General features: G+C 72.8%; 17 protein-coding genes and 1 tRNA gene. 6 read left to right on the top strand and 12 right to left on the bottom strand.

Features of this window, described 5'->3' with window-relative positions; genetic code table 11:
- Positions 1-9 precede the first annotated feature (9 nt).
- The gene (locus ACIP5K_RS34620; protein ID WP_401416249.1) at positions 10-1521 is read left to right on the top strand and encodes a sulfatase; all 1512 of its coding nucleotides are present in this window, start codon (positions 10-12) and stop codon (positions 1519-1521) included.
- Positions 1522-1531: 10 nt separating this feature from the next.
- On the opposite strand, the gene ACIP5K_RS34615 is transcribed toward ACIP5K_RS34620, so the two are convergent.
- The 3 genes from ACIP5K_RS34615 to ACIP5K_RS34605 form a co-directional block, all read right to left on the bottom strand.
- Positions 1532-3004: an ATP-binding protein gene (locus ACIP5K_RS34615; RefSeq protein WP_401416246.1), complete on the bottom strand. Its 1473-nt coding sequence runs from the start codon at positions 3002-3004 to the stop codon at positions 1532-1534.
- Positions 3001-3705, bottom strand: coding sequence for a response regulator transcription factor (locus tag ACIP5K_RS34610; RefSeq protein WP_401416244.1), 705 nt, complete (start codon positions 3703-3705; stop codon positions 3001-3003). Before ACIP5K_RS34610 ends, ACIP5K_RS34615 begins: the two co-directional genes overlap by 4 nt.
- 614 nt (positions 3706-4319) lie before the next feature.
- Positions 4320-4393: transfer RNA gene (locus tag ACIP5K_RS34605), tRNA-Pro, on the bottom strand.
- Between the two features lie 129 nt (positions 4394-4522).
- On the opposite strand from ACIP5K_RS34605, the gene ACIP5K_RS34600 reads away from it, so the two are divergent.
- Both ACIP5K_RS34600 and ACIP5K_RS34595 read left to right on the top strand, forming a co-directional pair.
- Positions 4523-5011, top strand: coding sequence for a DUF309 domain-containing protein (locus ACIP5K_RS34600; protein WP_401416241.1), 489 nt, complete (start codon positions 4523-4525; stop codon positions 5009-5011).
- 108 nt (positions 5012-5119) lie between these two features.
- Positions 5120-7201, top strand: a complete 2082-nt coding sequence (locus ACIP5K_RS34595; RefSeq protein ID WP_401416239.1) for an MDR family MFS transporter — start codon at positions 5120-5122, stop codon at positions 7199-7201.
- Positions 7202-7308: 107 nt separating this feature from the next.
- Here the strand turns inward: ACIP5K_RS34595 and ACIP5K_RS34590 are convergent, their stop codons facing one another.
- Positions 7309-8091, bottom strand: a complete 783-nt coding sequence (locus ACIP5K_RS34590) for a TSUP family transporter (RefSeq protein WP_401416236.1) — start codon at positions 8089-8091, stop codon at positions 7309-7311.
- A 130-nt stretch (positions 8092-8221) separates the two neighbouring features.
- Between ACIP5K_RS34590 and argG the strand changes: the two genes are divergently transcribed.
- A complete protein-coding gene (gene argG / locus ACIP5K_RS34585; protein ID WP_401416234.1) occupies positions 8222-9649 on the top strand; it encodes an argininosuccinate synthase in 1428 nt (475 codons plus the stop codon).
- Between the two features lie 100 nt (positions 9650-9749).
- On the opposite strand, the gene ACIP5K_RS34580 is transcribed toward argG, so the two are convergent.
- The 4 genes from ACIP5K_RS34580 to ACIP5K_RS34565 all read right to left on the bottom strand — a co-directional run bounded on the left by ACIP5K_RS34580 (position 9750) and on the right by ACIP5K_RS34565 (position 15254).
- Positions 9750-11264, bottom strand: coding sequence for a long-chain fatty acid--CoA ligase (locus ACIP5K_RS34580; RefSeq protein ID WP_401416232.1), 1515 nt, complete (start codon positions 11262-11264; stop codon positions 9750-9752).
- A 98-nt stretch (positions 11265-11362) separates the two neighbouring features.
- Positions 11363-12550 carry a thiolase family protein gene (locus ACIP5K_RS34575; RefSeq protein ID WP_401416229.1) on the bottom strand — a complete coding sequence of 396 codons (1188 nt, stop codon included), beginning with the start codon at positions 12548-12550 and terminating at the stop codon, positions 11363-11365.
- A gap of 314 nt (positions 12551-12864) precedes the next feature.
- Positions 12865-13503, bottom strand: a complete 639-nt coding sequence (locus ACIP5K_RS34570) for a response regulator (RefSeq protein WP_401416301.1) — start codon at positions 13501-13503, stop codon at positions 12865-12867.
- Positions 13500-15254, bottom strand: a complete 1755-nt coding sequence (locus ACIP5K_RS34565) for a sensor histidine kinase (protein WP_401416227.1) — start codon at positions 15252-15254, stop codon at positions 13500-13502. The genes ACIP5K_RS34570 and ACIP5K_RS34565 overlap by 4 nt, the downstream gene beginning before the upstream one ends.
- Before the next feature lie 153 nt (positions 15255-15407).
- Here ACIP5K_RS34565 and ACIP5K_RS34560 point away from each other — a divergent pair, with 153 nt between their 5' ends.
- Positions 15408-18479 carry an NACHT domain-containing protein gene (locus ACIP5K_RS34560; protein WP_401416224.1) on the top strand — a complete coding sequence of 1024 codons (3072 nt, stop codon included), beginning with the start codon at positions 15408-15410 and terminating at the stop codon, positions 18477-18479.
- Between the two features lie 54 nt (positions 18480-18533).
- Here the strand turns inward: ACIP5K_RS34560 and ACIP5K_RS34555 are convergent, their stop codons facing one another.
- The 3 genes from ACIP5K_RS34555 to ACIP5K_RS34545 are packed head-to-tail and all read right to left on the bottom strand — an operon-like array spanning position 18534 to position 21751.
- The gene (locus tag ACIP5K_RS34555) at positions 18534-19979 is read right to left on the bottom strand and encodes a glyceraldehyde-3-phosphate dehydrogenase (protein ID WP_401416222.1); all 1446 of its coding nucleotides are present in this window, start codon (positions 19977-19979) and stop codon (positions 18534-18536) included.
- Between the two features lie 27 nt (positions 19980-20006).
- Entirely contained in the window at positions 20007-21179 is a 1173-nt protein-coding gene (locus tag ACIP5K_RS34550) for a GDSL-type esterase/lipase family protein (protein ID WP_401416219.1), read from the bottom strand.
- Positions 21176-21751, bottom strand: a complete 576-nt coding sequence (locus ACIP5K_RS34545) for a TetR/AcrR family transcriptional regulator (RefSeq protein ID WP_401416298.1) — start codon at positions 21749-21751, stop codon at positions 21176-21178. Before ACIP5K_RS34545 ends, ACIP5K_RS34550 begins: the two co-directional genes overlap by 4 nt.
- An 86-nt stretch (positions 21752-21837) precedes the next feature.
- On the opposite strand from ACIP5K_RS34545, the gene ACIP5K_RS34540 reads away from it, so the two are divergent.
- Positions 21838-22338, top strand: a complete 501-nt coding sequence (locus tag ACIP5K_RS34540; RefSeq protein WP_401416218.1) for an FBP domain-containing protein — start codon at positions 21838-21840, stop codon at positions 22336-22338.
- On the opposite strand, the gene ACIP5K_RS34535 is transcribed toward ACIP5K_RS34540, so the two are convergent.
- Positions 22339-24030, bottom strand: a complete 1692-nt coding sequence (locus ACIP5K_RS34535) for a tetratricopeptide repeat protein (RefSeq protein ID WP_401416215.1) — start codon at positions 24028-24030, stop codon at positions 22339-22341. It lies immediately after the preceding gene.
- Between the last annotated feature and the right edge of the window lie 6 nt (positions 24031-24036).

The following is a 24036-nucleotide window of genomic DNA, read 5'->3' as shown; positions in this document are numbered from 1 at the left end:
GGTCCCGTGATGACCAGAGGCGTCCGCAGGAGAGTTCCGCTGTGGCTGGGCACCGCCGCTCTCGCGGCCGGCCTGGTCGCGTGCGACGGCGGCACGGACCGGGCGACGGAGAGCACGAGCGCGGCGGACAGCGCCGCGCCCCGGCACCCCAACATCGTGTGGGTGCTGACCGATGACCTCTCCTCGGACCTGGTGCGCTACATGCCCCACGTAAAGGAGATGCGGAAGAACGGCCTGTCCTTCTCCCAGTACACGGTGACGGACTCGCTGTGCTGTCCGTCGCGTTCGTCCCTCTTCACCGGCAAGTTCCCGCACAACACGGGGGTTTTCACGAATACGCCGCCGGACGGCGGATTCCAGACCTTCCACAAGAAGGGCAACGAGTCGAAGACGTTCGCCACCGCTCTTCAGGACCGGGGCTACCGCACGGCGATGATGGGCAAATACCTCAACGGCTACGAACCGGACATGACCGTCGACGGCAAGAAGAACTACGTGCCGCCCGGCTGGGACGAGTGGGACGTGGCCGGGAACGGCTACCAGGAGTACGACTACACGCTCAACCACAACGGCTCGACCGTCGACCACGGACACGACCCGGAGGACTATCTGACGGACGTCGTGAGCGGCGAGGGACAGGACTTCATCGAGAAGTCCGTCAAGGACCAGAAGCCCTTCATGCTCGACATCTCCACGTTCGCCCCGCACGGCCCGGCCACCCCGGCGCCGCAGGACAAGGGCAAGTTCTCCCACCTGGACCTGCCGAAGCCGCCCGCCTTCGGCACGACGCCGTCGGACGCGCCGCAATGGCTGAAGGACAAGGAGGACTTCACGCCCCGGCAGGTCAAGAAGATCACCCGGACGTACCGCAAACGCGTCCGTGCCGTGCAGGCCGTCGACCGCATGATCGGCGACCTCCGGGAGAAACTCGAGAAGGAGGGCGTGGACGACGACACCGTCTTCGCCTTCGCCTCCGACAACGGCTTCCACATGGGCCAGTACAAGCTGATGCCGGGCAAGCAGACCGCCTTCGACACGGACGTCAACGTCCCGCTGGTCGTCACCGGGCCCGGCGTCAGGAAAGGCGCGACCACCGGCGCCGTCGCGTCCAACATCGACATCTGCCCCACGTTCACGGAACTGGGCGGCGGCACACCCGATCCGCAGGCCGACGGGCGCAGTCTCGTGCCCGTGCTGAGGGGCGGGACGCCGAAGGACTGGCCGCGGACCGCGCTGGTGGAGCACCACGGCCCCGACCGCGCGGCCGGCGATCCGGACAAACCCCGTAAGGGCAGCGGCAATCCGCCGTCGTACGAGGCACTGCGCACCGCCCACTCCACCTACGTCCAGTACCGCAACGGGTCCCACGAGTACTACGACCGCGACAAGGACCCGGACATGCTGCACAACGTGTACGCGCAACTGTCCTCGGAGACGAAGTCCCGGCTCGCGTCGAGGCTGAGGAAGATGCGAGACTGCGAGGGGTCGAAGGAGTGCGGCGCCGCCGCCGGGACGGGCTGACCGGGTGCGGTCAGCGCGCCGCCGGAAGGCGGACGGTGACCCGCGTCCCCGCGTCCGCCGCACCGTCGACGTCCACGGTGCCGCCGTGCGCGTGGGCCACGGCCGCGACGATGGCGAGGCCCAGACCGCTGCCGTCCCCGCTGTGCGCCGGGTCGCCGCGGTAGAAGCGGTCGAAGACGTGCGGCAGGGCCTCCCGCGAGATGCCCGGTCCGTCGTCGCTGACGGTGAGCGTCACCTGCTGCGCGGCCGGGCCGCACGCGTCGACGCTCACCCGCGCGGCGGTGCCGGGCGGGGTGTGGTTGCGCACGTTGGCCAGGAGGTTGTCCACGACACGGCGCAGCTGCTCGGCGTCGCCGTGCACCGTCGTGGCCGCGGGGCCCGTGGCCGGGGTGCGGGCCGCCGGGTCTTCGGTGTCGAAGGACACCGGGCCGTGCGGGTCCACGGCGCGGGCGGCCGCGACCGCGTCGCGGACGATCGCCGGCAGGTCCACGGTGGACCGGCCGCGGGCGGGTGCGCTGTCCAGGCGGGCGAGCAGCAGCAGGTCGTCCACGAGCCGTTGCATGCGCAGCGCCTCCGTGGTGATGCCGTGCATCACGTGCTCCCGTTGCCCGGGGGTGCCGACGGCGCCCTGGTGGTGGAGGTCCGCGTAGCCGAGCACCGCCGTGACAGGGGTGCGCAGTTCGTGCGAGGCGTCCGCGACGAAGCGGCGCAGCCGGTCCTGGGTGGCGCGTTCGGCGGCCAGCATCGTGTTCAGGGCCTTGCCGAGCCGGGCGACCTCGGTGTCGTCGCCCGTCGGCGCGACCTGCCCGGCCCGGTCGCCGGCGGCGATGGCGTCCGCGTCGCGGGCCATGCCCTCCAGGGGATGCAGGCCGCGCCGCAGCACCCACAGGCCCGCCGCTCCGAGCAGCACCAGCACGCCGCCGGTCGCCGCGGTCTCGACGACCAGCACCTGCCGCAGAGTGCCCTGGACCTGGTCCAGCGGGGTGGCCGCGACGAGCGTGCCGCGGCCCGGCACCCGCTGCACCGTCAGGCGGTAGTCGGGTCCGCCCGGGGCCGCCGGGCCCACCGTGCGCACGCCGGCCCCCCGGGCCTCGGTCACCGGGTCCGGTACGCGCGGGCCGCGGTCGTCCGGGTCCCGCAGCCGGGGCACCAGGTCGCGCACGGTGCCGTCGGTCCTGCGGAGCTGGAGGAAGAATTCGGAGGCGCCGAGCAGCCGGACGTCATTGCCGAGATTTCCGTCCGGCGCCTGGCGCAGTTGCTGGGCCACCCGCTGGCGCACGGCGCGCAGGGTGACGTCGGTGCGGTGGGTGAGATCGCTGCTCAGGGCCGTGTAGACGACGGCGTCCAGGGCGATCAGGGCGACCGCGGCCAGGCTGAGCAGGGCGAGGAGCAGCCGGCCGCGCAGTGATCGGGGCCGGACCGTGAGCCGCCGTGCCGCCGCCCGCCGGGCCGGGGGGCGTGGGATCCGGGCGGCCGGTTTCATGCGGCGCCCGGGTCGCGCAGAAGGTAGCCGACGCCCCGGCGGGTCTCTATCAGGCCGGGACCGAGCGCGTCGAGCTTGCGGCGCAGGTAGGAGATGTAGGTCTTCACCACGCCGTGGTCGCCGTCGCCGAACTCCCAGACGTGTTCCAGCAGTTGCTCGTGGGTCAGCACCCGGTTGCGGTTGAGCAGCAGATGGCGCAGGAGCCGGTACTCGGTGGGCGAGAGGTCCACCGGGGTGCCCGCCCGGCGCACCTCGTAGGTCTCGGTGTTCATCTCGACGTCGCCGCAGACGAGGAGCCGCGGTTCGGGTCGTCTCTCACCGCGGCGCAGGACGGCGCGGACCCGGGCGGCGACCTCGGCGAGCCGGAACGGCTTGGTGATGTAGTCGTCGGCGCCCAGGTCGAGGCCGCCGACGACGTCCTGTCCGCTCTCACGCGCCGTCAGAAAGACGACCGGGGTCGTCGAGGCGGCCCGCCGCAGGCGCCGGACGACCTCGAACCCGTCGATGTCGGGCAGCATGACGTCGAGCAGCACGAGGTGGGGTGCGCGGTCGCGGACCGCCGCGAGGGCGGCGAGCCCGGTCGTGGCCTGGTCCACCTCGTAGCCGAGGAACTCCAGTGAGGTGACCAGGACATCGAGGATGGCGGGCTCGTCGTCGACGACGAGGAGCCGGGTGCCGGGCGGGACCTCCGGTGCGCTCATCCGGGCATCCTGGCACTGTCGCCCGGCCGGCGGTACGCCGCGGTCGCGTCGGGCGGCGGCGAGGTCGTCGGGTCCTCCTCCCATCGGGATCGCCGGTCAGCCGGTCATGAGAGGCCGGCACGCGGTGCGGGGCCCGGTGGTGCCGGGCCCCGGAGTGCGGCGTGGTGGGGACGCGGCGCCGCAAAGCCGGTGACCGTCTGCCGGGCGCGCTCGGGCAGGGCGCGCACGGCGTCGGCCGCGTCCCGCACGGTGTGCGAGGTCGCGCGCCGGGCCCGCGCCGCCTGCTTGCGGCCGCCGGTCGCGGCGCCGCGCGCCCGGTAGGCCGGCGACGGCTTGCCGTGGGTGTCGGCCGCCGCGATCAGCAGCCGCTGGCTCGGGCCGCGTCTCGATGAGGGACACGTTCTTCACGAAGTGGGTGCGCTGCCGGCTTCGCCGCCCGGGGTCGTCCTCCTCCCACCAGGCGTGCCCGGCGAACGTCGTCGACGGACCGCCGACCACCACCCGGCGCTACCTCCACCCCGTCGCCCCGTCCGGCCCCCAACCGGTCCCCACATACGGCTCAGGGGCCGTTTCAGATTTCTCTGAAACGGCCCCTGAGCTGCGACTGTCTCCAGTCGGGACGACAGGATTTGAACCTGCGACCCCTTGACCCCCAGTCAAGTGCGCTACCAAGCTGCGCCACGTCCCGATGTCGATCGTCTTCCGGCCCGCTGTTCCGGGCCCTTCCGGCGGCGACAGGAAGAACATTACCCCAAGCTCACGGCTGTTTTGAAACCGGTTCCGCGGGGTCCGCGCACGGTGGGTGAGAATCGGGGGCATGAGCAGTGAGCGCAGGCCGGGACGGGACCGCGACGACGAGGGGCGGGCCCGCAACGCGCGGCCCCGGGACGGGCTGGGGCAGCCCCTCCCCTATGGCGCGCCCGGGGTCGCCCGGCAGCCCGAGGGGGTGGTGCGGACGGCCGCGCAGACGGTCGCCGAGGCGCAGGCGCTGCTCGACGCCGGACGGCCCTTCCACGCGCACGAGGTGTTCGAGGACGCCTGGAAGTCGGCGCCCGAGGAGCAGCGCGAGCTGTGGCGGGGGCTGGCCCAAACCGCCGTGGGGCTGACCCACGCGGCCCGGGGCAACGCGACGGGCGGGGCCCGGCTGCTGCGCCGGGGCGCCGACGCGGTGGACGCCTGGCCGGGGGCCGCGCCGGCCGGGCTCGACGTGGCCGCGGTGGTCGGCTGGGCGCGGGCCCTCGCCGACCGCGTCGAGCGGCGCGGCGGGCCCGTCGACGCGGCCGCGTGCGCGCCCCGCCTGGTCTGACGCCGGCGGACGGGCCCGCCGGGTGGCGGCGCACGGACAGCGCAGCGCGTGTCACCGGTCCGGCCCCACCCGCATGCGGGCCCGGCACCCCGGTGTGACCCTGCCAGGGTGACCACCACCACGGCTGAAGCCGCCACCCCGGCCCCACCGGTACTGGACAAGCGTCGCCGGAACGTCGTCTTCGTGACGATCATGCTCGGCATGCTGCTCGCGGCACTGGACCAGACGATCGTCGGCACGGCCCTGCCCACGATCGTCTCGGACCTGGGCGGCGCGGCGCACATGTCGTGGGTGGTCACCTCGTACCTGCTCGCGGAGACGGTCGCCACGGTCCTGGTCGGCAAGTTCGGCGACATGTTCGGGCGCAAGATCGTCTTCCAGGCGTCGGCGATCATCTTCATCACCGGCTCGTTCCTGTGCGGCCTGTCGACGAACATGACGCTGCTCATCATCTGGCGCGCGGTGCAGGGCGTCGGCGCCGGCGGTCTCATGGTCACGGCGATGGCGCTGATCGCGGACGTCATCCCCCTGCGCGAGCGCGGCAAGTACCAGGGCGCCATCGGTGCCGTGTTCGGGGTGTCCACGGTCATCGGACCGCTGCTCGGCGGCCTGTTCACGGACCATCTGACCTGGCGCTGGGCGTTCTACGTGAACGTGCCGATCGCCATCGTCGTGGTCATCGCCGCCGCCCGGACCATCCCGGTGGTGAAGTCGGCGGCGCGGCCGGTGATCGACTATCTCGGCATCGGGCTCGTCGCGGTCGGGGCGAGCGCCCTGATCCTGGCGACGAGTTGGGGCGGCAACCAGTACGCGTGGGGCTCCGGTGTCATCATCGGCCTGTTCGTCGGCGGGCTCGTCGCGCTCGGGCTGTTCTGCTGGGTGGAGACGCGCGCGGCCGAACCGATGCTGCCGATGCGGCTGTTCGCCAACCCGGTCTTCACGGTCTGTTCGATCCTCAGCTTCATCGTCGGTTTCGCGATGCTCGGCGCGATGACGTTCCTGCCGACGTACTTGCAGTACGTGGACGGGGACTCGGCCACGATCTCCGGCGTGCGCACGCTGCCGATGGTGATCGGTCTGCTGATCGCGTCGATCTTCTCCGGCAACGTCGTCAGCAAGACGGGCCGGTACCGGATCTTCCCCATCATCGGCTCGCTCGTCATGGCGGTGGGGCTGTATCTGCTGTCCCTGATGGGGACGTCCAGTTCCGCGTGGCTGGAGTCGCTGTACATGTTCGTGCTCGGTCTCGGCATCGGGCTGTGCATGCAGGTGCTCACCATCGCCGTGCAGAACACCGTCGAGTACGAGGACCTGGGCACGGCCACGTCCGGCGTGACCTTCTTCCGCACGCTCGGCAGTTCCTTCGGCACCGCGGTGTTCGGCACGATCTACGCCAACACGCTGAAGCCGAACCTCGCCGACGGCATCGCGGAGGCGGCGCGGGCCGGCACCGGCATCGATCCCGCCACGCTGGCCAAGGCGGCCCGGAGCCCGGAGGGCCTGCACGCGCTGCCGGCGGCGGCCCGCGAGCCCATCGCGCAGGCGTACGCGGACTCGCTGCACACCGTGTTCCTGTGGACGGTGCCGGTGGCGCTCGTCGGGTTCGTGGTGGCGCTCTTCCTCAAACAGGTGCAGCTGCGCGACACGGCCCGGATGGGGTCCACGGACATGGGCGAGGGGTTCGCGCAGCCCTCCACCGGGGATTCCTCGCACCTGCTGGAGCGGGCCGTCGGCACCATCGTGAAGACCTCAAGCCTGACGACCGCCCGGCAGATCCTGGACTCCTCCGACAGCCGTCTCGACATGGCCGGTTCGTGGGCCGTGATGCAGGTGGAGTTCTATACGCGGATGGTCGGGCACGCCTCCCTCGGCATGATCGCGGCGCGGCGCCGGCTGCCGCCGGAGGTGCTGGTGCCCGTGTTCCAGCGGATGGTCGACGAGGGCTACCTGACGCGTACGGGGTCGTACTTCTCGCACACCGAGGCGGGCCGACGGGAAGCCGACGTGCTCAACCGCGCCTGGGGCGACTGGCTGAGCCGGCAGGTCGAGGCCGACCTCGGCAGGCCGGCGGGCGAGGACCTGCGGGCGGCGGTCGACTCGATCGCCAAGCGCCTCCTGGCCGAGGACCTCGCGCACGGACTGCCGCACCAGCCCGCCTCCGACCGCCCACTGACCGCACCGGCTCCCTGAACCCGGAGCGAAGCCGACCGGCACTCCGGCCGACCGGGACCCCGCTCGACCGGGGCCCAGGTCGACCGGGGCCCGACCCAGGCCGTTTCCGACCCGTCGCCTCCGTCTCAGCGCAGGAGCAGTTGCAGGCCGCCCAGGACCGTCGCCACGATCACGAGTTGTTCGAAGAGCCGCTGGTTGATGCGGTTCACGGCCGCCTTGCCGATGAGCGCGCCGGGCACGACGAAGGCGATCAGCGCGGCGTCCAGCAGGAGCGAGCGCCCGTCGATGAGGCCGAGGCCGACGCTGAACGGCACCTTCGCCGAGTTCACGATGAGGAAGAACCACGCGGAGGTGCCGAGGAAGCCCAGCTTCTTGAACCCGGCGGAGAGCAGATACATCGACATCACGGGGCCGCCCGCGTTGGCGACCATCGTGGTGAAGCCGCCGAGCACGCCGTACGAGCCCGCCTTGACGCGGGCCGCGCGCGTGGGGCTCCCCTCCCGCTCCCCTGACCCCTCGGCTCCGGACGCCCCGGCGCGCCGGCGCCGCCGGACGGTGACGGCCGCCATCACCAGCAGGATCACACCGATGGAGCCGCGGACCAGCCCGTCACCGGCGAACGCGAGGAACACGGTGCCGACGACCACTCCCCCGGCCACGGCCGGGAAGAGCCGCCACAGGGTCGGCCAGTGCGCGTGCCGGCGGTAGGTGAGCACCGCGAGGACGTCGCCGAAGATGAGGATCGGCAGCAGGACGCCGGTCGAGGCGCGGGCGGGCAGGATCGCGGCGAAGACGGCGAGGCTGACCGTGTTGGCCCCGCTGACGGCCGTCTTGGAGAAGCCCACCAGGAGGGCCGCGGCGGCGAGGGCCGTGAAGCCCCACGGGGTGACGCCGAGTATGTCGTGCATGTGGTCCGTCTCCGCCTGTCCGGGGTTTTCCGCCTGCCGCGCGTGCCCGGACACTTTCGCACTGCACGCGTTCCCCGGTGTCACCCCGGATGGCTTTGCATAACCATGAGTGGTGATGCATACTCTTCCTATGTCCAAGGTCCTCACTTCCCTTCCCGCCGGCGAGCGCGTCGGCATCGCCTTCTCGGGCGGCCTCGACACGTCCGTCGCGGTCGCGTGGATGCGCGACAAGGGCGCCGTCCCGTGCACCTACACCGCGAACATCGGCCAGTACGACGAGCCCGACATCGACTCGGTGCCGGGCCGCGCGCAGGCCTACGGCGCGGAGATCGCCCGCCTGGTCGACTGCCGCGAGGCGCTGGTCGAGGAGGGCCTGGCCGCACTGACCTGCGGCGCGTTCCACATCCGCTCGGGCGGTCGCGCGTACTTCAACACGACGCCGCTGGGCCGCGCGGTCACCGGCACGCTCCTGGTGCGGGCGATGCTGGAGGACGACGTACAGATCTGGGGCGACGGCTCCACCTTCAAGGGCAACGACATCGAGCGGTTCTACCGCTACGGCCTGCTCGCCAACCCGAACCTGCGGATCTACAAGCCGTGGCTCGACGCGGACTTCGTGACCGAGCTGGGCGGCCGCCAGGAGATGTCGGAGTGGCTGGTCGAGCACGGCCTGCCCTACCGGGACTCCGCCGAGAAGGCGTACTCCACCGATGCCAACATCTGGGGCGCCACCCACGAGGCGAAGGTCCTGGAGCACCTCAACACCGGCGTCGAGACCGTCGAGCCGATCATGGGCGTGAAGTTCTGGGACCCGTCGGTGGAGATCCTCACCGAGGACGTCACCATCGGTTTCGAGCAGGGCCGCCCGGTCACCGTCAACGGCAAGGAGTTCGCCTCCGCCGTCGACCTGGTGATGGAGGCCAACGCCATCGGCGGCCGGCACGGCATGGGCATGTCGGACCAGATCGAGAACCGGATCATCGAGGCGAAGAGCCGCGGCATCTACGAGGCCCCGGGCATGGCGCTGCTGCACGCCGCCTACGAGCGGCTCGTGAACGCCATCCACAACGAGGACACCCTCGCCCAGTACCACAGCGAGGGCCGGCGGCTGGGCCGCCTGATGTACGAGGGCCGCTGGCTGGACCCGCAGGCGCTGATGATCCGCGAGTCGCTCCAGCGCTGGGTCGGCGCCGCCGTCACCGGTGAGGTCACGCTGCGGCTGCGGCGCGGCGAGGACTACTCGATCCTCGACACGACGGGCCCGGCGTTCAGCTACCACCCGGACAAGCTCTCCATGGAGCGGACCGAGGACTCGGCGTTCGGGCCGGTGGACCGGATCGGCCAGCTCACCATGCGGAACCTGGACATCGCCGACTCGCGCTCGAAGCTGGAGCAGTACGCCGGGCTCGGGCTGCTCGGCTCCGGTGGTTCGGCGCTCGGCGCCGGGCTCATCGGCGCGCTGCCGGAGGGCGGGGCGCAGGCCATCGCCTCCCGCGGCGAGGTGTCCGAGGAGGACGAGGCGCTGGACCGCGCCGCGATGGAGTTCGGCACCGACTGACGCCGTCGGTCGAGCGAAGAGGACCGGGCCGGCACTGGGAGGTGCCGGCCCGGTCCTCTTCGTCGCCCGGGCTGCGGTGCCGCCCGGGCGACAGCGCGCTCTACCTGCCGTACGCGGACCTCAGTTCGCGCTTGAGGATCTTCATACTGGGGCCCAGCGGCAGCTGGTCGGTGAACTCGACGCGGCGGGGGTACTTGTGCTTCCCGAGGTGGGACTTGGACCAGTCCGTCACGGCGGCGGCGTCCAGGGTCTCGCCGGGCTTCGGGACGATCACGGCGCAGATCTCCTCGCCGTGGACGTCGTCCGGCAGGCCGATCACGGCGGCGTGGCCGATGCCGGGGTGCCGCATCAGGACCTCCTCGACCTCGCGCGGGTACACGTTGTAGCCGCCGCGGATGATGATGTCCTTCTTCCGGTCGACGATGCGCAGGTAGCCGTCCGCGTCCTTGGTGCCGAGGTCGCCGGTGCGGAACCAGCCGTCCACCAGGGCCTCGGCGGTGGCCTCGGGGCGGCCGAGGTAGCCGGTGAAGACGCAGTGGCCGCGCACGACGACCTCGCCCAGCTCGCCGCACTCCAGCAGTTCCACCCGGTCCTCCACCTCGGCGCGGGCGATCTCCACGTCGACGCCCCACAGCGGGTGGCCGATGGTGCCGGGGCGGGCGCCGAAGACGGGCTGGTTGGCGGCGGCCGCGGGGGACGTCTCCGACAGGCCGTACCCCTCGAAGACCGTGGCGCCGAACGCCTTCTCGAAGCCTTCGAGGACGGCCACCGGGAGGGAGGCGCCGCCCGAGACGCAGATCTTCAGCTCGGGCAGCCGGTCGGCGGCGGGCGCCGCCGCGAGCAGGTTCACGTACATGGTGGGGACGCCGTGGAAGGTGTTCACCTGCTCCGCCACCATCAGCTCCACGGCGCGCGCGGCGTCGAAGCGCGGCAGCAGGACGAGGGTCGCGCCCGCGCGCCAGGTCGCGTTCATGGACACGGTCTGGCCGAAGGCGTGGAAGAGCGGCAGCGCGCCGAGCGCGATGTCGTCGGCGGCGACGTCGTGGGCGTCGAACGCGGAGACCGTGGCGTTCATGACCAGGTTGAAGTGGCTCAGCTCGGCGCCCTTGGGGACGCCCGTGGTGCCGCTCGTGTAGAAGACGACGGCCGGGTCGTCGGCCTCGCGGGTGACGTACGAGCCCACCGGCTCGGCGGCGGAGGCCAGCCGGTCCAGGTCGCCGCCCGCGCCCAGCGTCAGCATGCGGACGCCGGTCGCCTCCGCGGCGGCGGCGCCGACGGCCGCCTGCGCCGGGTGGCACAGGAGCAGGGTGGCGCCGCTGTCCGTCAGGACGTGCCGGACCTCCTCGACGGAGAGCAGCAGGTGGACGGGGACGACGACCGCGCCGGTCGTGAGCGCCGCGTAGTAGGCGAGGGGGAAGTCGGCGGTGTTGGGTGCCATGAGGGCGACCCGGTCCCCCGGGCGGACGCCGAGGCCGGTGAGGGCGGCGGCCTGCTTGCGGGCGTTCAGCCACAACTCCTCGAAGGTGAGGCGCAGTCCGCCCTCGACGAGGCCGACCTTGGTGGGGCGGCGGCGGGCGTTCTCGGCGAGGATCGCGGCGAGGGAGAGGGTTGCCATGGCGGGTGGTGCTCCGTTCCGTACTGCGCTGGTGCTGCGGTGAACCAGGTCGTTGGGCCGGTGGTCTGCTCGGTTGCGGGGGAGGTTCGCGGTGCGGGTCAGGCGCGCTCGACGAGGACGGCGCTGCCCTGGCCGACGCCGACGCACATGGTGGCGAGGCCGCGGGCCGCGCCGGTGCGGCGCAGCCGGTGCAGCAGCGTGGTGAGGATGCGGGCGCCGGAGCAGCCGAGGGGGTGGCCGAGGGCGATGGCGCCGCCGGTCGGGTTGACCAGCTCGGGGTCGATGCCGAGGCTGTCGACGCAGGCGAGGGCCTGGGCGGCGAACGCCTCGTTGAACTCGGCTTCCTCGATGTCGGCGATCGTCCAGCCGACGCGCTCCAGCGCCTTGCGGGTGGCGGGCACCGGGCCGATGCCCATGAGGTCGGGGTGGACGCCCGCCGATGCCCCGGTGACATAGCGGCCGAGGGAGACCAGCCCGAACTCCTCCAGCGCCTCCTCGCTGACCAGGAGCAGGCCGGCGGCGCCGTCGTTCATCGGTGACGCGTTGCCCGCCGTCACCGAGCCGCCCTGGCGGAACACGGGTCGGAGGGCGCCGAGCTTCTCCAGCGACGTGTCGGGGCGGATGCACTCGTCGGCGGCGACGACCACGCCGTCGGGGCGCGTGACGGGCAGGATCTCGGCGTCGAACAGGCCGGCGTCGCGGGCGGCGGCCGCGTTCCGGTGGCTGCGGAGGGCGAAGGCGTCCTGCCGCTCGCGCGGGACGCCGTACCGGTCGGCGACCTCTTCGGCGGTCTCCCCCATGGCGAGGACGCCGTGCAGGTCCTTCATCCGGGGGTGGGTCAGGCGCCAGCCGAGCCGGGTGTCGTGCGTCTGCATCGTGTGCGGCAGCGCTTCGTCGGGGCGCGGCAGGACGAGCGGGGCACGGCTCATCGACTCGGAGCCGCCCGCGAGCACCACGTCGGCCTCGCCTGCGGCGATGGTGCGGGCGGCGGTGGTGACGGCCTCCATGCCCGAGGCGCACAGCCGGTTCACGGTCGCGCCCGGCACCGTCTCGGGCAGGCCCGCGAGCAGGGCGGCCATCCGCGCGACGTTCCGGTTGTCCTCGCCCGCCTGGTTCGCCGCGCCCCAGTAGATGTCGTCGATGCGGGCCGGGTCGAGGGTGGGCGCGTCCGCGACCAGCCCCGCGACGACCGTCGCCGCGAGGTCGTCGGGCCGCACCGGGGAGAGCGCGCCGCGCAGCTTCCCGATCGGGGTGCGACGGGCGGCGGCGAAGTGAACGGGGCGCACAGTCAACTCCAGGGAACAGCCGGGACGCGGTGGATCGGCACCGCTTAATTAGCAGTGCTAGTTTTGGACTATAGACCCGCTCGGACGCGGCTGGGAAGAGGACCCGGGTGACCAAAAAGGGGCATGCCGTGATCAAAGCGATGGGTGGTGTTCCGCATCTCAGGGCCTGCCCTGATGTCCCCCGCCGCGCGACTGCCTACTGTGGAGGTCCGGCACCGCTCCGCGGACGACGTACGGGGGAGCACGGGGGACACGGGGGAACGGCCGTCGTCTACGGAGCGGGCAGCCGGGATTTCTTGACCGGCGCGGGCGCCTCAGCCGCGCAGGTAGGTGAGCACCGCCATCACCCGGCGGTGCTCCCGCAGGTCGGGTTCGAGGCGCAGCTTGCCGAAGATGTTGCGGACGTGGGTCTCGACCGTCTTGCCGCCGATGACGAGCTTGCGCGCGATGGCCTCGTTCGAGCGGCCCTCGGCCATCAGGGCCAGCACGTCGCGTTCGCGCCCGGTGAGGTCGTCGAGCGGCCCCGGCAACCGGGGCGCCTCCATCAGCCGGCTCACCACCAGCGGGTCCAGCACGGTCCCGCCCGCCGCGACCCGCTTGAGGGCCCCGCCCAGTTCGTCGATGTCGGCGACCCGCTCCTTGAGCAGGTAGCCGAAGCCCTCCGGCTGCTGGGCCAGCGCCTGCACCGTCGAGGTGGTCTCCACGTACTGGGAGAGCAGGAGCACGCCGGTGCCGGGGTGCTCGGCGCGGATCGCGGCCGCCGCGAGCAGGCCCTCGTCGGTGTGCGTGGGCGGCATCCGGATGTCGAGGAGCACGGCGTCGGGGCGGTGCTCGGCGACGAGCGCGAGCAGCGGTCCGGTGTCGCCGCAGGCCGCGGCCACCTCGATCCCCTCGTCGGTGAGGAGCCGGACGATGCCCTGCCGCAGCAGCGCCGAGTCCTCGGCCACGATCACCCGCACGGCAGCTCCGCCCTGATTCTGGTCCCGCCGCCGGCGGGGCTGTCGATGTGCAGGACGCCGTCGACGGCGGCGAGCCGGTCGGCCAGGCCGCGCAGACCGGTGCCGTGCGTGGTGTCGACTCCCCCGACGCCGTCGTCGACGGTCTCGACGACGAGCCGGTCGCCCTCCCGCCGGGCCGAGACGCTGACGGCGCGGGCGCCCGCGTGCTTCGCCGCGTTCGACAGGGCCTCGCAGACCGTGAAGTAGGCGGTGGTCTCCACCAGCGCGTCGTAGCGGTGCTGTTCCGCGGCGACGACCACGGGCATCGCGGCCTCCTTGGCCAGCGCGTTCAGGGCGGGGGCCAGGCCCTCGCGGGTGAGCACGGCCGGGTGGATGCCGTGCGCGATGCCGCGCAGTTCCTCCAGGGCCAGGCGCAGGCTCGTCTCCGCCTCGTCGGCGGCGACGCGCAGCGCCGCATCGGGGTGGTCGGCCAGTCCGCGGCGCACCCGCCGCACCGCCATCAGGGCGAAGACCAGGCGGGCCTGCGCCCCGTCGTGCAGGTCGCGCTCCAGGCGGCCGCGCTCGGCGTCGGCGGCCTGCACGATCCGGCTCGCGACGTCCTTGGCGCGGGTGCGCAGCCAGACGTTCTCCAGGGCGAGGCGCAGCGCCGCGGCGACGGAGTCGAGGAGCTCCGGGTCGTCCGCGAGAGCCGGGTCGTGGTGGAGCAGGGCGAGCGGGCGGCCGTCGGCGGCGCGCACCGGGGTGCGCCCGGGGCCGTCGGCGCCGACCTCACGGCCGGACCCGTCGACGTAGGCCGCCCGCTCCTCGCGCCACAGGCCGAGGCGCAGCGTCGCGTCGCCGAGGACGCGTACGAGGGCTTCGCGCACCCGCGCCGGGTCGGGGTCCGTGCCCACGTCGATGACGAGACCGCTGACCTCGGCGCGCTGGAGGTGCATGCGCAGCAGCCCGGCGAGGAAGGCGAAGGGGACGGCGACCTGGGAGAGGTCGGAGAGCAGGTAGACGGCCTGCGCGGTGAGGGAGTCGGAGTCGCCGAACCAGGGCACGACGTAGAACAGCATGTCCCACATCAGGAAGACGACGGCGATGCCGATGCCCAGCCAGGCCGGCAGCAGTGCGCGGCGGCGGGCCGCCGATGCGTGCCGCCAGCGCTGCACGATGGCGACGGCGGCGACGGCGGAGAGCACCCAGCCGGCCGCGTGGTAGGCGGCGTCGAAGGTGTCGAAGGCGCCGTTCCAGGCGGGGACGGCGATGAGGTTGGGGCCGCAGTCCGTGCAGTCGAGGTAGGTCGCGTCGGTGTTGCGCGCCGGGTCGAACAGCAGCGTGCGGATCAGCCCGCCGACGGCGACGAGGACGTAGGCGCTCTGGACGAGGCGGCGGGTGAGGACGGTGGTGAGGCGGCCCTCGGGGAACGACAGCACCAGGTGCAGCAGCAGCGCCATGTTCAGCGCCTCCCACCAGGCGCCGAAGCTGAACAGGGCGGGCACGGCGCTGCCCTGGAGGTTGCCGAAGAACCAGGTGATGCCCTCGGCCGTCATCAGCAGGCCGGTGTGGTTGGCGGGTCTGCGGCGCCAGGCGACGAGGCCGGCGACCGCGTAGGCACCGCCGACCGCGAGGTCGCGCACCAGGTGGGAGGCGGACGCGCCGCTGCGGCCGTACGCCCATGTCCCGGCCGCCGCCGATATGGCGGCGAGGGCCGCGGCCCCGGTCAGGCGCAGCCGTAGCCCGCGCTCACCCTGACTGTCCACGCGCCACACCGTAAGCCATCGGGGCCACGGAGGGTAAACGGGTGCGCCATGGACCGCGTCGTGCGGCACAATGCGGCACCGCGCGGGGGCTCGCCTCTCTAGGGTGGGGCGGGGGCCGGCGGCCGGGCCGGACGGGACGACGGGGGTGGTGCGGTGGGGTCGCGTGGGCTGCTGTCGTTCGCGGACGCCTTGACGCTGCTGGGGGTGGACTCGGCGCGGATCACCGCTCTGGACCGGGCGGTCGGCGGTGCGCTGAATCTCGCGACCGGCGGGGCGAGCGGCACGCTGCTCGGGATGGTGTCGGGGCGCGGCCGGATCATCGGGGCGGGCCGCGACGCGGTGCACGGGGTCGCGGAGCGGCTGGGGCGGGCCGGCCACCGGGCCGAGCGGACCGAGGTATTGCGGGCGGCGCACACGGTGATCGTGGTGGTGGCGTGGTTCGAGGCGCTGGACGAGGCGCGGCTGCCGTTCTCCCTCGACGACGTGGAGCTGACCCGGGGTGAGCAGCTGCGGCTGGTGGGCGCCGACGGGCGCGCGGGGGACGACCTGGTCCGCGAACTGCTCGCCGCCGACGTGCTGTTCCCGGCGCCGCACCATCCGCCGGAGGCGCTGGCCGTCGATCTGGAGTCGTTCTACGCGTCGGTGTGCGCGCAGTTCCGGCAGTTCCTGACCGGGCTGCGGGTCTGGGAACGCCTCCAGGACCAGGGCCAGTTCGACACCATGTCGGCCCTCAATGACGCGCTGGTCGACGACGCCGTGCGCCGGTACGCCGACCTGTACGCGCAACTCGCGCTGGCCGCACCGGAGTTCAATTTCTGGATCACCCAGAACGAGCATCAGGCGACCCGCGCCGAGGTCCGTCGCGCCCTGGACGGCGTACGGACGCTGCTGGCGGAGTCCGCCGCGCACCTCGCTCCGCCCGCCGATGTCGCCGCCGCGCTGGCCCGGGCGCACACCGCCACGCTCGGCCGTCCGGTGCTGGACGCGACCACGGCGCCCGAGGGGATCCGCGTCCCGTCGCTGCGGGAGATGTACCTCGACCCCGACTTCCGGGTGGCGCAGCCGCAGGGGCAGTCGGGGCCGGCCGACGAGTCCTGGTGGCAGCGGTTCGGGGTGCGCCAGGACCTGACGCGGTACCTCGCGGGTGCGCTGACCAACCCGGCGCTCGCGCAGGCCCCGCTCCTCGTCCTGGGCCAGCCGGGGGCGGGCAAGTCCGTGCTGACGCGGGTGCTCGCCGCGCGGCTGCCGGAGGCCGGGTTCCTGCCGGTGCGGGTCCCGCTGCGGGACGTGCGCGCCGAGGACGAGCTCCAGGACCAGATCGAGCTGGCCGTGCGGGTCGCCACGGGCGAGCGCACGTCCTGGCCCGAGCTGGTCAGGTCCGCGGGCGGCTCGACGCCGGTGCTGCTCCTCGACGGGTTCGACGAGCTGCTCCAGACCACGGGCGTGCACCACAACGACTTCCTGATCCGCGTCGCCCGCTTCCAGCGGCGCGAGGCGGAGCAGGGCCGTTCCGTCCTGGCGGTCGTAACCAGCCGGACCACCGTCGCCGACCGGGCGCGCTATCCGGAGGGCCTGGTGGCGCTGCGCCTGGAGCCGTTCCGGCCCGCGCAGATCCAGCGCTGGCTGTCCCTCTGGAACGACGCCAACGCGCACGTCCTGGCGCCGCTGACCTGGGAGGCGGTCGCCCAGCACGCGGAACTGGCCTCCCAGCCGCTGCTGTTGACGATGCTGGCGCTGTACGACGCCACGGAGGGCGGGCTGAACCGGGACGGCTCGCCGCTCGCCGTCACCGAGCTGTACGAGGAGCTGCTGTCGTCGTTCGCGCGCCGCGAGGTCGGCAAGTCGACCCGGGACGCGGTGCCGGACACGGAGACGGCGGCGCGCGTCGAGCGGGAGCTGCAACGCCTGTCGCTGGTCGCCTTCGCCCTGCTCAACCGGCATCGCCAGTGGGTGTCGGCCGCGGAGCTCGAGGACGATCTGGTGGCGCTGCTCGGCAGGGACGCCGCCGCGTCCAGCGGTTTCCGCGCCCCGCTCGGGGCGGCCGAGATCGCGCTCGGCCGGTTCTTCTTCGTGCAGCGGTCGCAGTCGGTGCGCAGCGGCCAGGTGCTGTCGACGTACGAGTTCCTGCACGCGACGTTCGGCGAGTACCTGGCGGTCCGGCTCGCCGTGCGGCTGCTGACCGACCTGATGGCGCAGCGCCCCGGCCTGTCGCTCGGCGAGAGCCGCATCGACGACGAGCTGGCGTACGCGCTGCTGTCCTACGCGCCCCTGGCGTCGCGGCAGATGCTGCGGTTCCTGCGGGAGCTGGCGGGGCGCATCCCGCAGGACGAACGCGAGCCGCTGGCACGGCAGTTGATCCGGGTGCTGCGCGGGCATCACCGCACCCGTACGTCCGAGGAGTATCCCGCCTACCGGCCGGACAACCTGCGCACGGCCGCCCGGCACGGCCTGTACGAGTCGAATCTGGTCCTGATGGTGCTGGTGCTGCGCGGGCGGACGACCGCGGCCGAGCTGTTCCCGGACGCGCAGGCGGCCGTGCACCGGTGGGGCCGGCACTGCCTGCTGTGGCGGTCCGCGATGGACGAGGCGCAGTGGACGGACTTCGCGCTGAGCTTCACGACCCGGCGCCACTGGGGTGCGGACGGGACCCGGGCGCTGGAGATCGTCCTGCGGGACGACCGGGTCCTCGAGCACCCGCGGCCCATCGACGCCAACTGGCTCTTCGGGTTCGGCGAGGGCGCCGCCGGGCGGACCTGGCAGCGCACGTACTGGGACGAGATGTGGCACAAGGTGTCGGTGGCGGGCACCACCACGGACTCGATCGTGCGGCACACGCTGGATCCGGTGTTCGCGAACCTGGGGGTCGCGGTCACCACGTTCACCCCGCTGCACGGCGAGCCCGCGACCTCGGTCGCGAACAGTCTGATGCGGCTCGTCCTCGACGACGTCACGGCGCTGCCCGACGCGGAGTTGGACGATCTGCACGCGCGTGTGATGCGCGGTCTCGAAGCGCTGTCGCTGAGCAGTCCGCAGACGGCGCGGCTCCTGGACGTCCTGGTCACTGCGCACCGGCGGGACCGGGACCGGCTGAGCGAGGAGGTGGTCGCGCGGCTCGACGCACTCGTCCGTTCGCTCACCCGGCTGCGCGGGGACAGCGCGGACTCCCTGCGTCCGGTGATCGAGGTCCTGCGGCGTCACTACCCCGAGGAGTTCGACCACGCCTGAGCGGCGGGTCCGGGCCGGCCGCCGGGGCGGCCCGGCCCGTCGCGCGCCGGCCCGTCAGGCGACGGGGGCCGGGAAGGTGGGGTACTCGACGCCGGAGACGTGCTGGACGACGCGGATCACCTGGCACGAGTAGCCGAACTCGTTGTCGTACCAGAGGTAGAGGATCGCGTTGTCGCCGTCGACCTTGGTGGCGCCGGCGTCGACGATCGACGCGTGGCGCGAGCCGATGAAGTCGCTGGAGACCGCGTCCGGCGAGTCGGTGAAGTCGATCTGCCGCTTGAGCGGTGAGGTCAGCGAGACGCCACGCAGGTGTTCGAGGACGTCCTCGCGGGTCGTCTCACGGCCCAGGCGCAGGCTGAGGATGGCGATCGACACGTCCGGGACGGGGACGCGGATGGAGCTGCCGGTGATGGGCGCCTTGAGGTCGGGCAGCGCCTTGGCGACGGCGGAGGCGGCGCCGGTCTCGGTGATGACCATGTTCAGCGGCGCGGAGCGGCCGCGGCGGTCGGCCTTGTGGTAGTTGTCCAGCAGGTTCTGGTCGTTGGTGAACGAGTGGACCGTCTCGACGTGCCCGCGCAGCACGCCGTACTCGTCGGCCATCGCCTTCAGCGGCGGCACGATGGCGTTCGTGGTGCAGGAGGCGCAGGACAGGATCCGCTCGTCCGGCTTGATCGTGTCGTGGTTGACGCCGTGCACGATGTTCGGGACGTCGCCCTTGCCGGGGGCGGTGAGGACGACCTTGTCGATGCCGGGGCGCAGGTGCGTGGACAGGCCCGCGCGGTCGCGCCACTTCCCGGTGTTGTCGATGAGGATCGCGTTGGTGATGCCGTACGCCGTGTAGTCGATCTCCGACGGGTCGTCGGCGTAGATCACCTTGATCGCGTTGCCGTTGGCGACGATGGTGCTGTTCGCCTCGTCCACGGTGATGGTGCCCTGGAACGGGCCGTGGATCGAGTCGCGGCGCAGCAGCGAGGCCCGCTTGACCAGATCGGACTCGCCGCCGCCGCGGACCACGAGGGCGCGCAGCCGCAGGCCGTTGCCGGAGCCGGACTTCTCGATGAGCAGGCGGGCGACGAGGCGGCCGATGCGGCCGAAGCCGTAGAGGACGACGTCGCGGCCGGCGCCGGGCTCGATCCGCCCGGTGCCGAGGGCGCCGGCGACGGCCTCGGCGGTGAACTCCTCGACGCTCAGGCCGCGCCCGTCGTCCTTGTAGGTGGCGGCGAGCATGCCGAGGTCGATCTGGGAGGGGCCCAGGTCGAGGCCGGACAGGGCCCGCAGGAACGGCATCGTCTCGGTGACCGAGAGCTCTGCGCCGGCTATCTGCCGGGCGAATCGGTGGGTCTTGAGAATGCTCACCACCGACTTGTTCACCAAGGAGCGGCTGTGCAGCAGGACGTTCACGTCCCGCTCGCGGTGCAGCTTCCCGATGATCGGGATCATCGCCTCCGCGGTCTCCTCGCGGTGCTTCCAATTGGTGAACGAGTCGTCGTTGACAGTCACGATCATCTCTTTCGAGCTAGATGGCGCTCATATGCTAACCCGCCCGCTCAGAGGGATGATCGCCAGGTCGGCGAAGCGCTCGCCGATGCGCCGGTGGGCGGCCGCGTCGGGGTGGAGGCGGTCGGGCAGCGGCAGCTCCGCGTGGTCGCGCTCGCCGTAGAGGTCGAGCCCGTCCACGTAGTGCAGGTGCGGGTCGTCGGCCGCGCGCTGCTCGACGATCCGGGCCAGCTCGGCGCGGATGGTGCGCAGGGTCAGCCGGCCCTGGGCGACGGTGGCGGGGTCCCCCGTGGCCTTGAACGCGATCCTGCCGTCGGCGATGTCCCGGAAGTCGGGGGCGGCGGGTCCGGGGGTGTCCTCGTGGATCGGGCAGAGGATCGGGGAGACGACGAACAGCGGGGCCGTCGGATGCCCCTCGCGGATCGTGTCGAGGAAGCCGTGCACGGCGGGGGTGAAGGCCCGCATGCGCATCAGGTCGCCGTTGACGATGTTGATGCCGGCCTTGACGCTGATCAGGTCGGCCGGGGTGTCGCGCAGGGCGCGCGCGGTGAACGGGTCGAGCATGGCGCCGCCGCCGAAGCCCAGGTTGACCAGGTCGACGCCCGCGCGGGCCGCGGCGAGCGCGGGCCAGGTGGTGGACGGGCTGGCCGCGTCGGAGCCGTGGCTGATGGAGCTGCCGTGGTGCAGCCAGACGGGGCGCCGCGCCGCGGGGGCGGGCTCGACGGGGGCGTCGGCGCGCAGGGCGACCAGCTCGGTCGTCTCGTTGTGCGGCAGCCAGATCTCCATGTCCTTCAGGGTGTCGGGCAGTCCGGTGAAGCGGAGGGTGCCGGGCGTCCCGGGCGTGAGGTCGAAGGTGCCCGCGCCCATGTCGATGGTGAGGGTGTGGCCGCCGTGCACACTGCCCTGCCCGGCGAGCCGGCCGTCGATCACCAGGTCGTACAGGCCCTCGGGGCGGGGCGGGGCGCCGGCGTAGACGCGCTTGGTCGGCAGCGTGTCCAGTTCGACGGTCGTGGCGCGGGTGCGCAGGGCGAGGCGGACGCCCGAGGGCTGGGACTCGGCCATAGCGAGCTGCCCGTCGGTGTTCTGGGCGCGCGCCCGGGCGGGCAGCCGGTGCGGCAGCAGGCCGAGCGGGGTGCGTTCGACGTCGAGGGCGCCGCGCAGCAGGTCGGGGGTGAGCGGGACGGCGATCAGGGGGGTGGTCATTTCTTCTCCTCGGGCCAGGCGCGCAGCAGGGCGTCGAGCGCGTCCAGGGCTCGGGTCCAGCTCGCGTCGGAGTCGGGGGCGCTGTGGCTGAAGCCGCCGCTCATCTCCAGGCTGACGTAGCCGTGGAAGACGCTGCCGAGCAGGCGCACCGCGTGGGTCTGGTCGGGTTCGGGCAGGTCGTAGCCGCGCAGCAGGGCGCGGGTCATCTGGGAGTGCCGCACGGCGGCGCTGGCGGCGGCGGTCTCCGGGTCGAGGCGGAACTGGGCGGAGGCGTAGCGGCCGGGGTGCTCGTGGGCGTAGTCGCGGTAGACGTCGGCCAGCGCGACGAGGGCGTCCTTGCCGGACCGGCCCGCGAGGGCGTCGGCGGCGCGGTCGGCGAGCTCCTGGAGGGCGATGAGCGCGATCCGGGTCTTGAGGTCGTGCGAGTTCCGCACGTGGGAGTACAGGCTCGCCACCTTGACGTCGAAGCGCCGGGCGAGCGCCGAGACGGTCACCTGCTCGAAGCCGACCTCGTCGGCCAGCTCGGCCCCGGCCCGCGCCAGCCGTTCCGCGTTGAGCCCCGCACGCACCATGGCCATCCTTTCCGACATCCTTCACCCCTGCGACCACGACCATTATGCATTTGCCTAAAACCTTTAGGCAACTTAGCCTCGGCCGTATGAAGCCTTTGACCGAGACAGAGATCCGCGGTGCCTTCGTGAATTGCAGCAAGGGCGAGGCGAAGCGCCTGTCCGTGCCGCGCGATCTGGCGGAGCGGCCGTGGGAGGACCTGGACTTCCTCGGCTGGCGCGATCCGCAGGCGCCGGACCGCGCCTATCTGGTGGCGGAGATCGACGGGCGCCCGCAGGGCCTCGTGCTGCGCGGCGCGCAGTCGGCGATGTCGTGGCAGACGCGGCGCAGCATGTGCTCGGTGTGCGTCACGACGCACACCGGCGGTGTCGCGCTCCTGGTCGCGCCGAAGGCGGGCCGGGCCGGGAAGCAGGGCGACTCGGTGGGTGCCTACCTGTGCAGCGATCTGGCCTGCTCGCTCTACGTGCGCGGCCTGAAGGACGCGGGCGCCGGTGCGCGGATGCACGAGACGCTGACGCTGGAGGAGAAGATCGAGCGGACGGTGGCGAACGTGTCGGCGTTCATCGCCAAGGTCACCGCCACCGCCTGATCAGCCGTCCTGCGGGCAGCAGCCCGGCTGCGCCGTCGTGCGGCAGAAGCACGACGCGGTCACGGGGACGTCGGCCAGCGCGGCCGCGAGGGTCAGCTGCTGGGCCAGGATGCGCGCCTCGTCCTGCTGCCCGAGCCGCACCAGGCACTCGTGCAGGCCGTGCAGCGCCCAGATGTTGCGGGGGTGCTGCCGGGCGCGCGGCACGGTGTCGTCGAGCCCGAGGTCGGCGCGGTAGACGGCCGCGGCCTGCGGGACCCGGCCCTGTTCGAGCAGGAGCGCGCCCAGGGCGTGCCGGGCCGGCTGCATCCATCCCCAGGGTTCGTCGTAGGGCAGGGTGTCGTCGAGTTCGACGCAGTGCCGCAGGGCCGTGAACGCCTCCTCGACGTCCCCCTCGCGGTAGGCGAGTTCGCCGTCGAGCATCCGCGCGGCGATCGCCAGGATGTCGGCGCAGGTGTTGTTGAACAGCATGCGGGTGCCGGGGACCCGGGCGCGTGCCGCGCGGAAGAGGTCGCGTTCGGTCCGCGCCCGGTCGGTCCGGCCGGTGACGGCGAGGGCGATCCCGCGCGCGTAGTGCAGCATGGCGGTGGTCACGCAGTACAGCTCCGGGTCGTCGGGCAGCGGCAGTTCGAGGAGCTCGGTCCAGCGGCCGAAGCGGATCAGGGCGTGCACCCGCATCGCGACGAACCCTTCGAGCCAGTCGGCCATCGGCGGGCTCGGGACGCGCAACAGCTCCTCGGGGACGGCCTCTTCGAGCCGGCGCACGGTGTCCATGGCGTCCTGGTGGCGGCCGAGGAACATGGCGCCGTACAGCTTGAAGTGGAGGTTGTGGCAGCGGTAGAGGGTGTAGAAGTTCAAGTCGCCCGCCCGCGCCCGGTACTTCTCGTCGGCGGCGATCGCCGCCGTGTTGTCGGAGAGCACCCGCCGGTAGTCGCCGCACAGCACCTCCAGGTGGGAGGGCATGTGCTCCAGGTGCCCCGCGTCCGGCACCAGGCCGCGCAGCCGGTCGCCCGCGGGCAGCGCCGCCTCGGGGGTCGGGGACATCTCCATCAGGTGGATGTAGGCGTGCAGCAGCCCCGGGTGGCGTGCGCCGGCCGGGCCGGTCGTCGCCCGCTCGATGACCTCGCGGGCCTCGGCGGTGCGGGCGCCGGGCGCCGGGCGACCGGAGCGCAGGTCCCACAGCTGCCAGGGGGTGAGGTTCATGAGCGCGTCGGCGTACAGGGCGCTCACGTCGAGATCGTCGGGGGCGCGCCGGTGGACGGCGCTCATGCGGTCGGCGTAGGCCGTGTTCCAGACGGCGCACTCCTCGGCGGACGCCGCGACGGCCCGGGGGTAGCGGGCCCGCAGCGCCTCGATCAACTCCCGCTCGACCGGGTCGGCGTCCGGCTTCGCGGCCTTGGTGAGGGCGCGCTCCACGGCGGCGTGCGTGCGCGCGACGGTCTCAGCCAGTTCGCGGGCGTCGAAGAACTCCCAGGGCTTGTTGTAGTGCGGGCCGAGCGCGTAGGCCAGGCCCCACTCCGCCATGGCGCAGCCGGGGTCCGCCAGCGCCGCCGCCTCGAAGCAGCGGACGGCCTCCTCGTGGTTGAAGGCGTAGGTCCAGTTCAGGCCGCGGTCGAACCAGGTCTGCGCGGCGGTGGACGTCGTGGTCACGGGACGCGTGTGGCGGCCGAGGTCGAAGTAGTCCTGCTGGTCCATGCACGG

This window comes from Streptomyces sp. NPDC088785 (assembly GCF_044750685.1).
In the GTDB taxonomy this organism is placed as follows: domain Bacteria; phylum Actinomycetota; class Actinomycetes; order Streptomycetales; family Streptomycetaceae; genus Streptomyces.
This window is presented reverse-complemented; position numbering and strand designations above follow the sequence as displayed.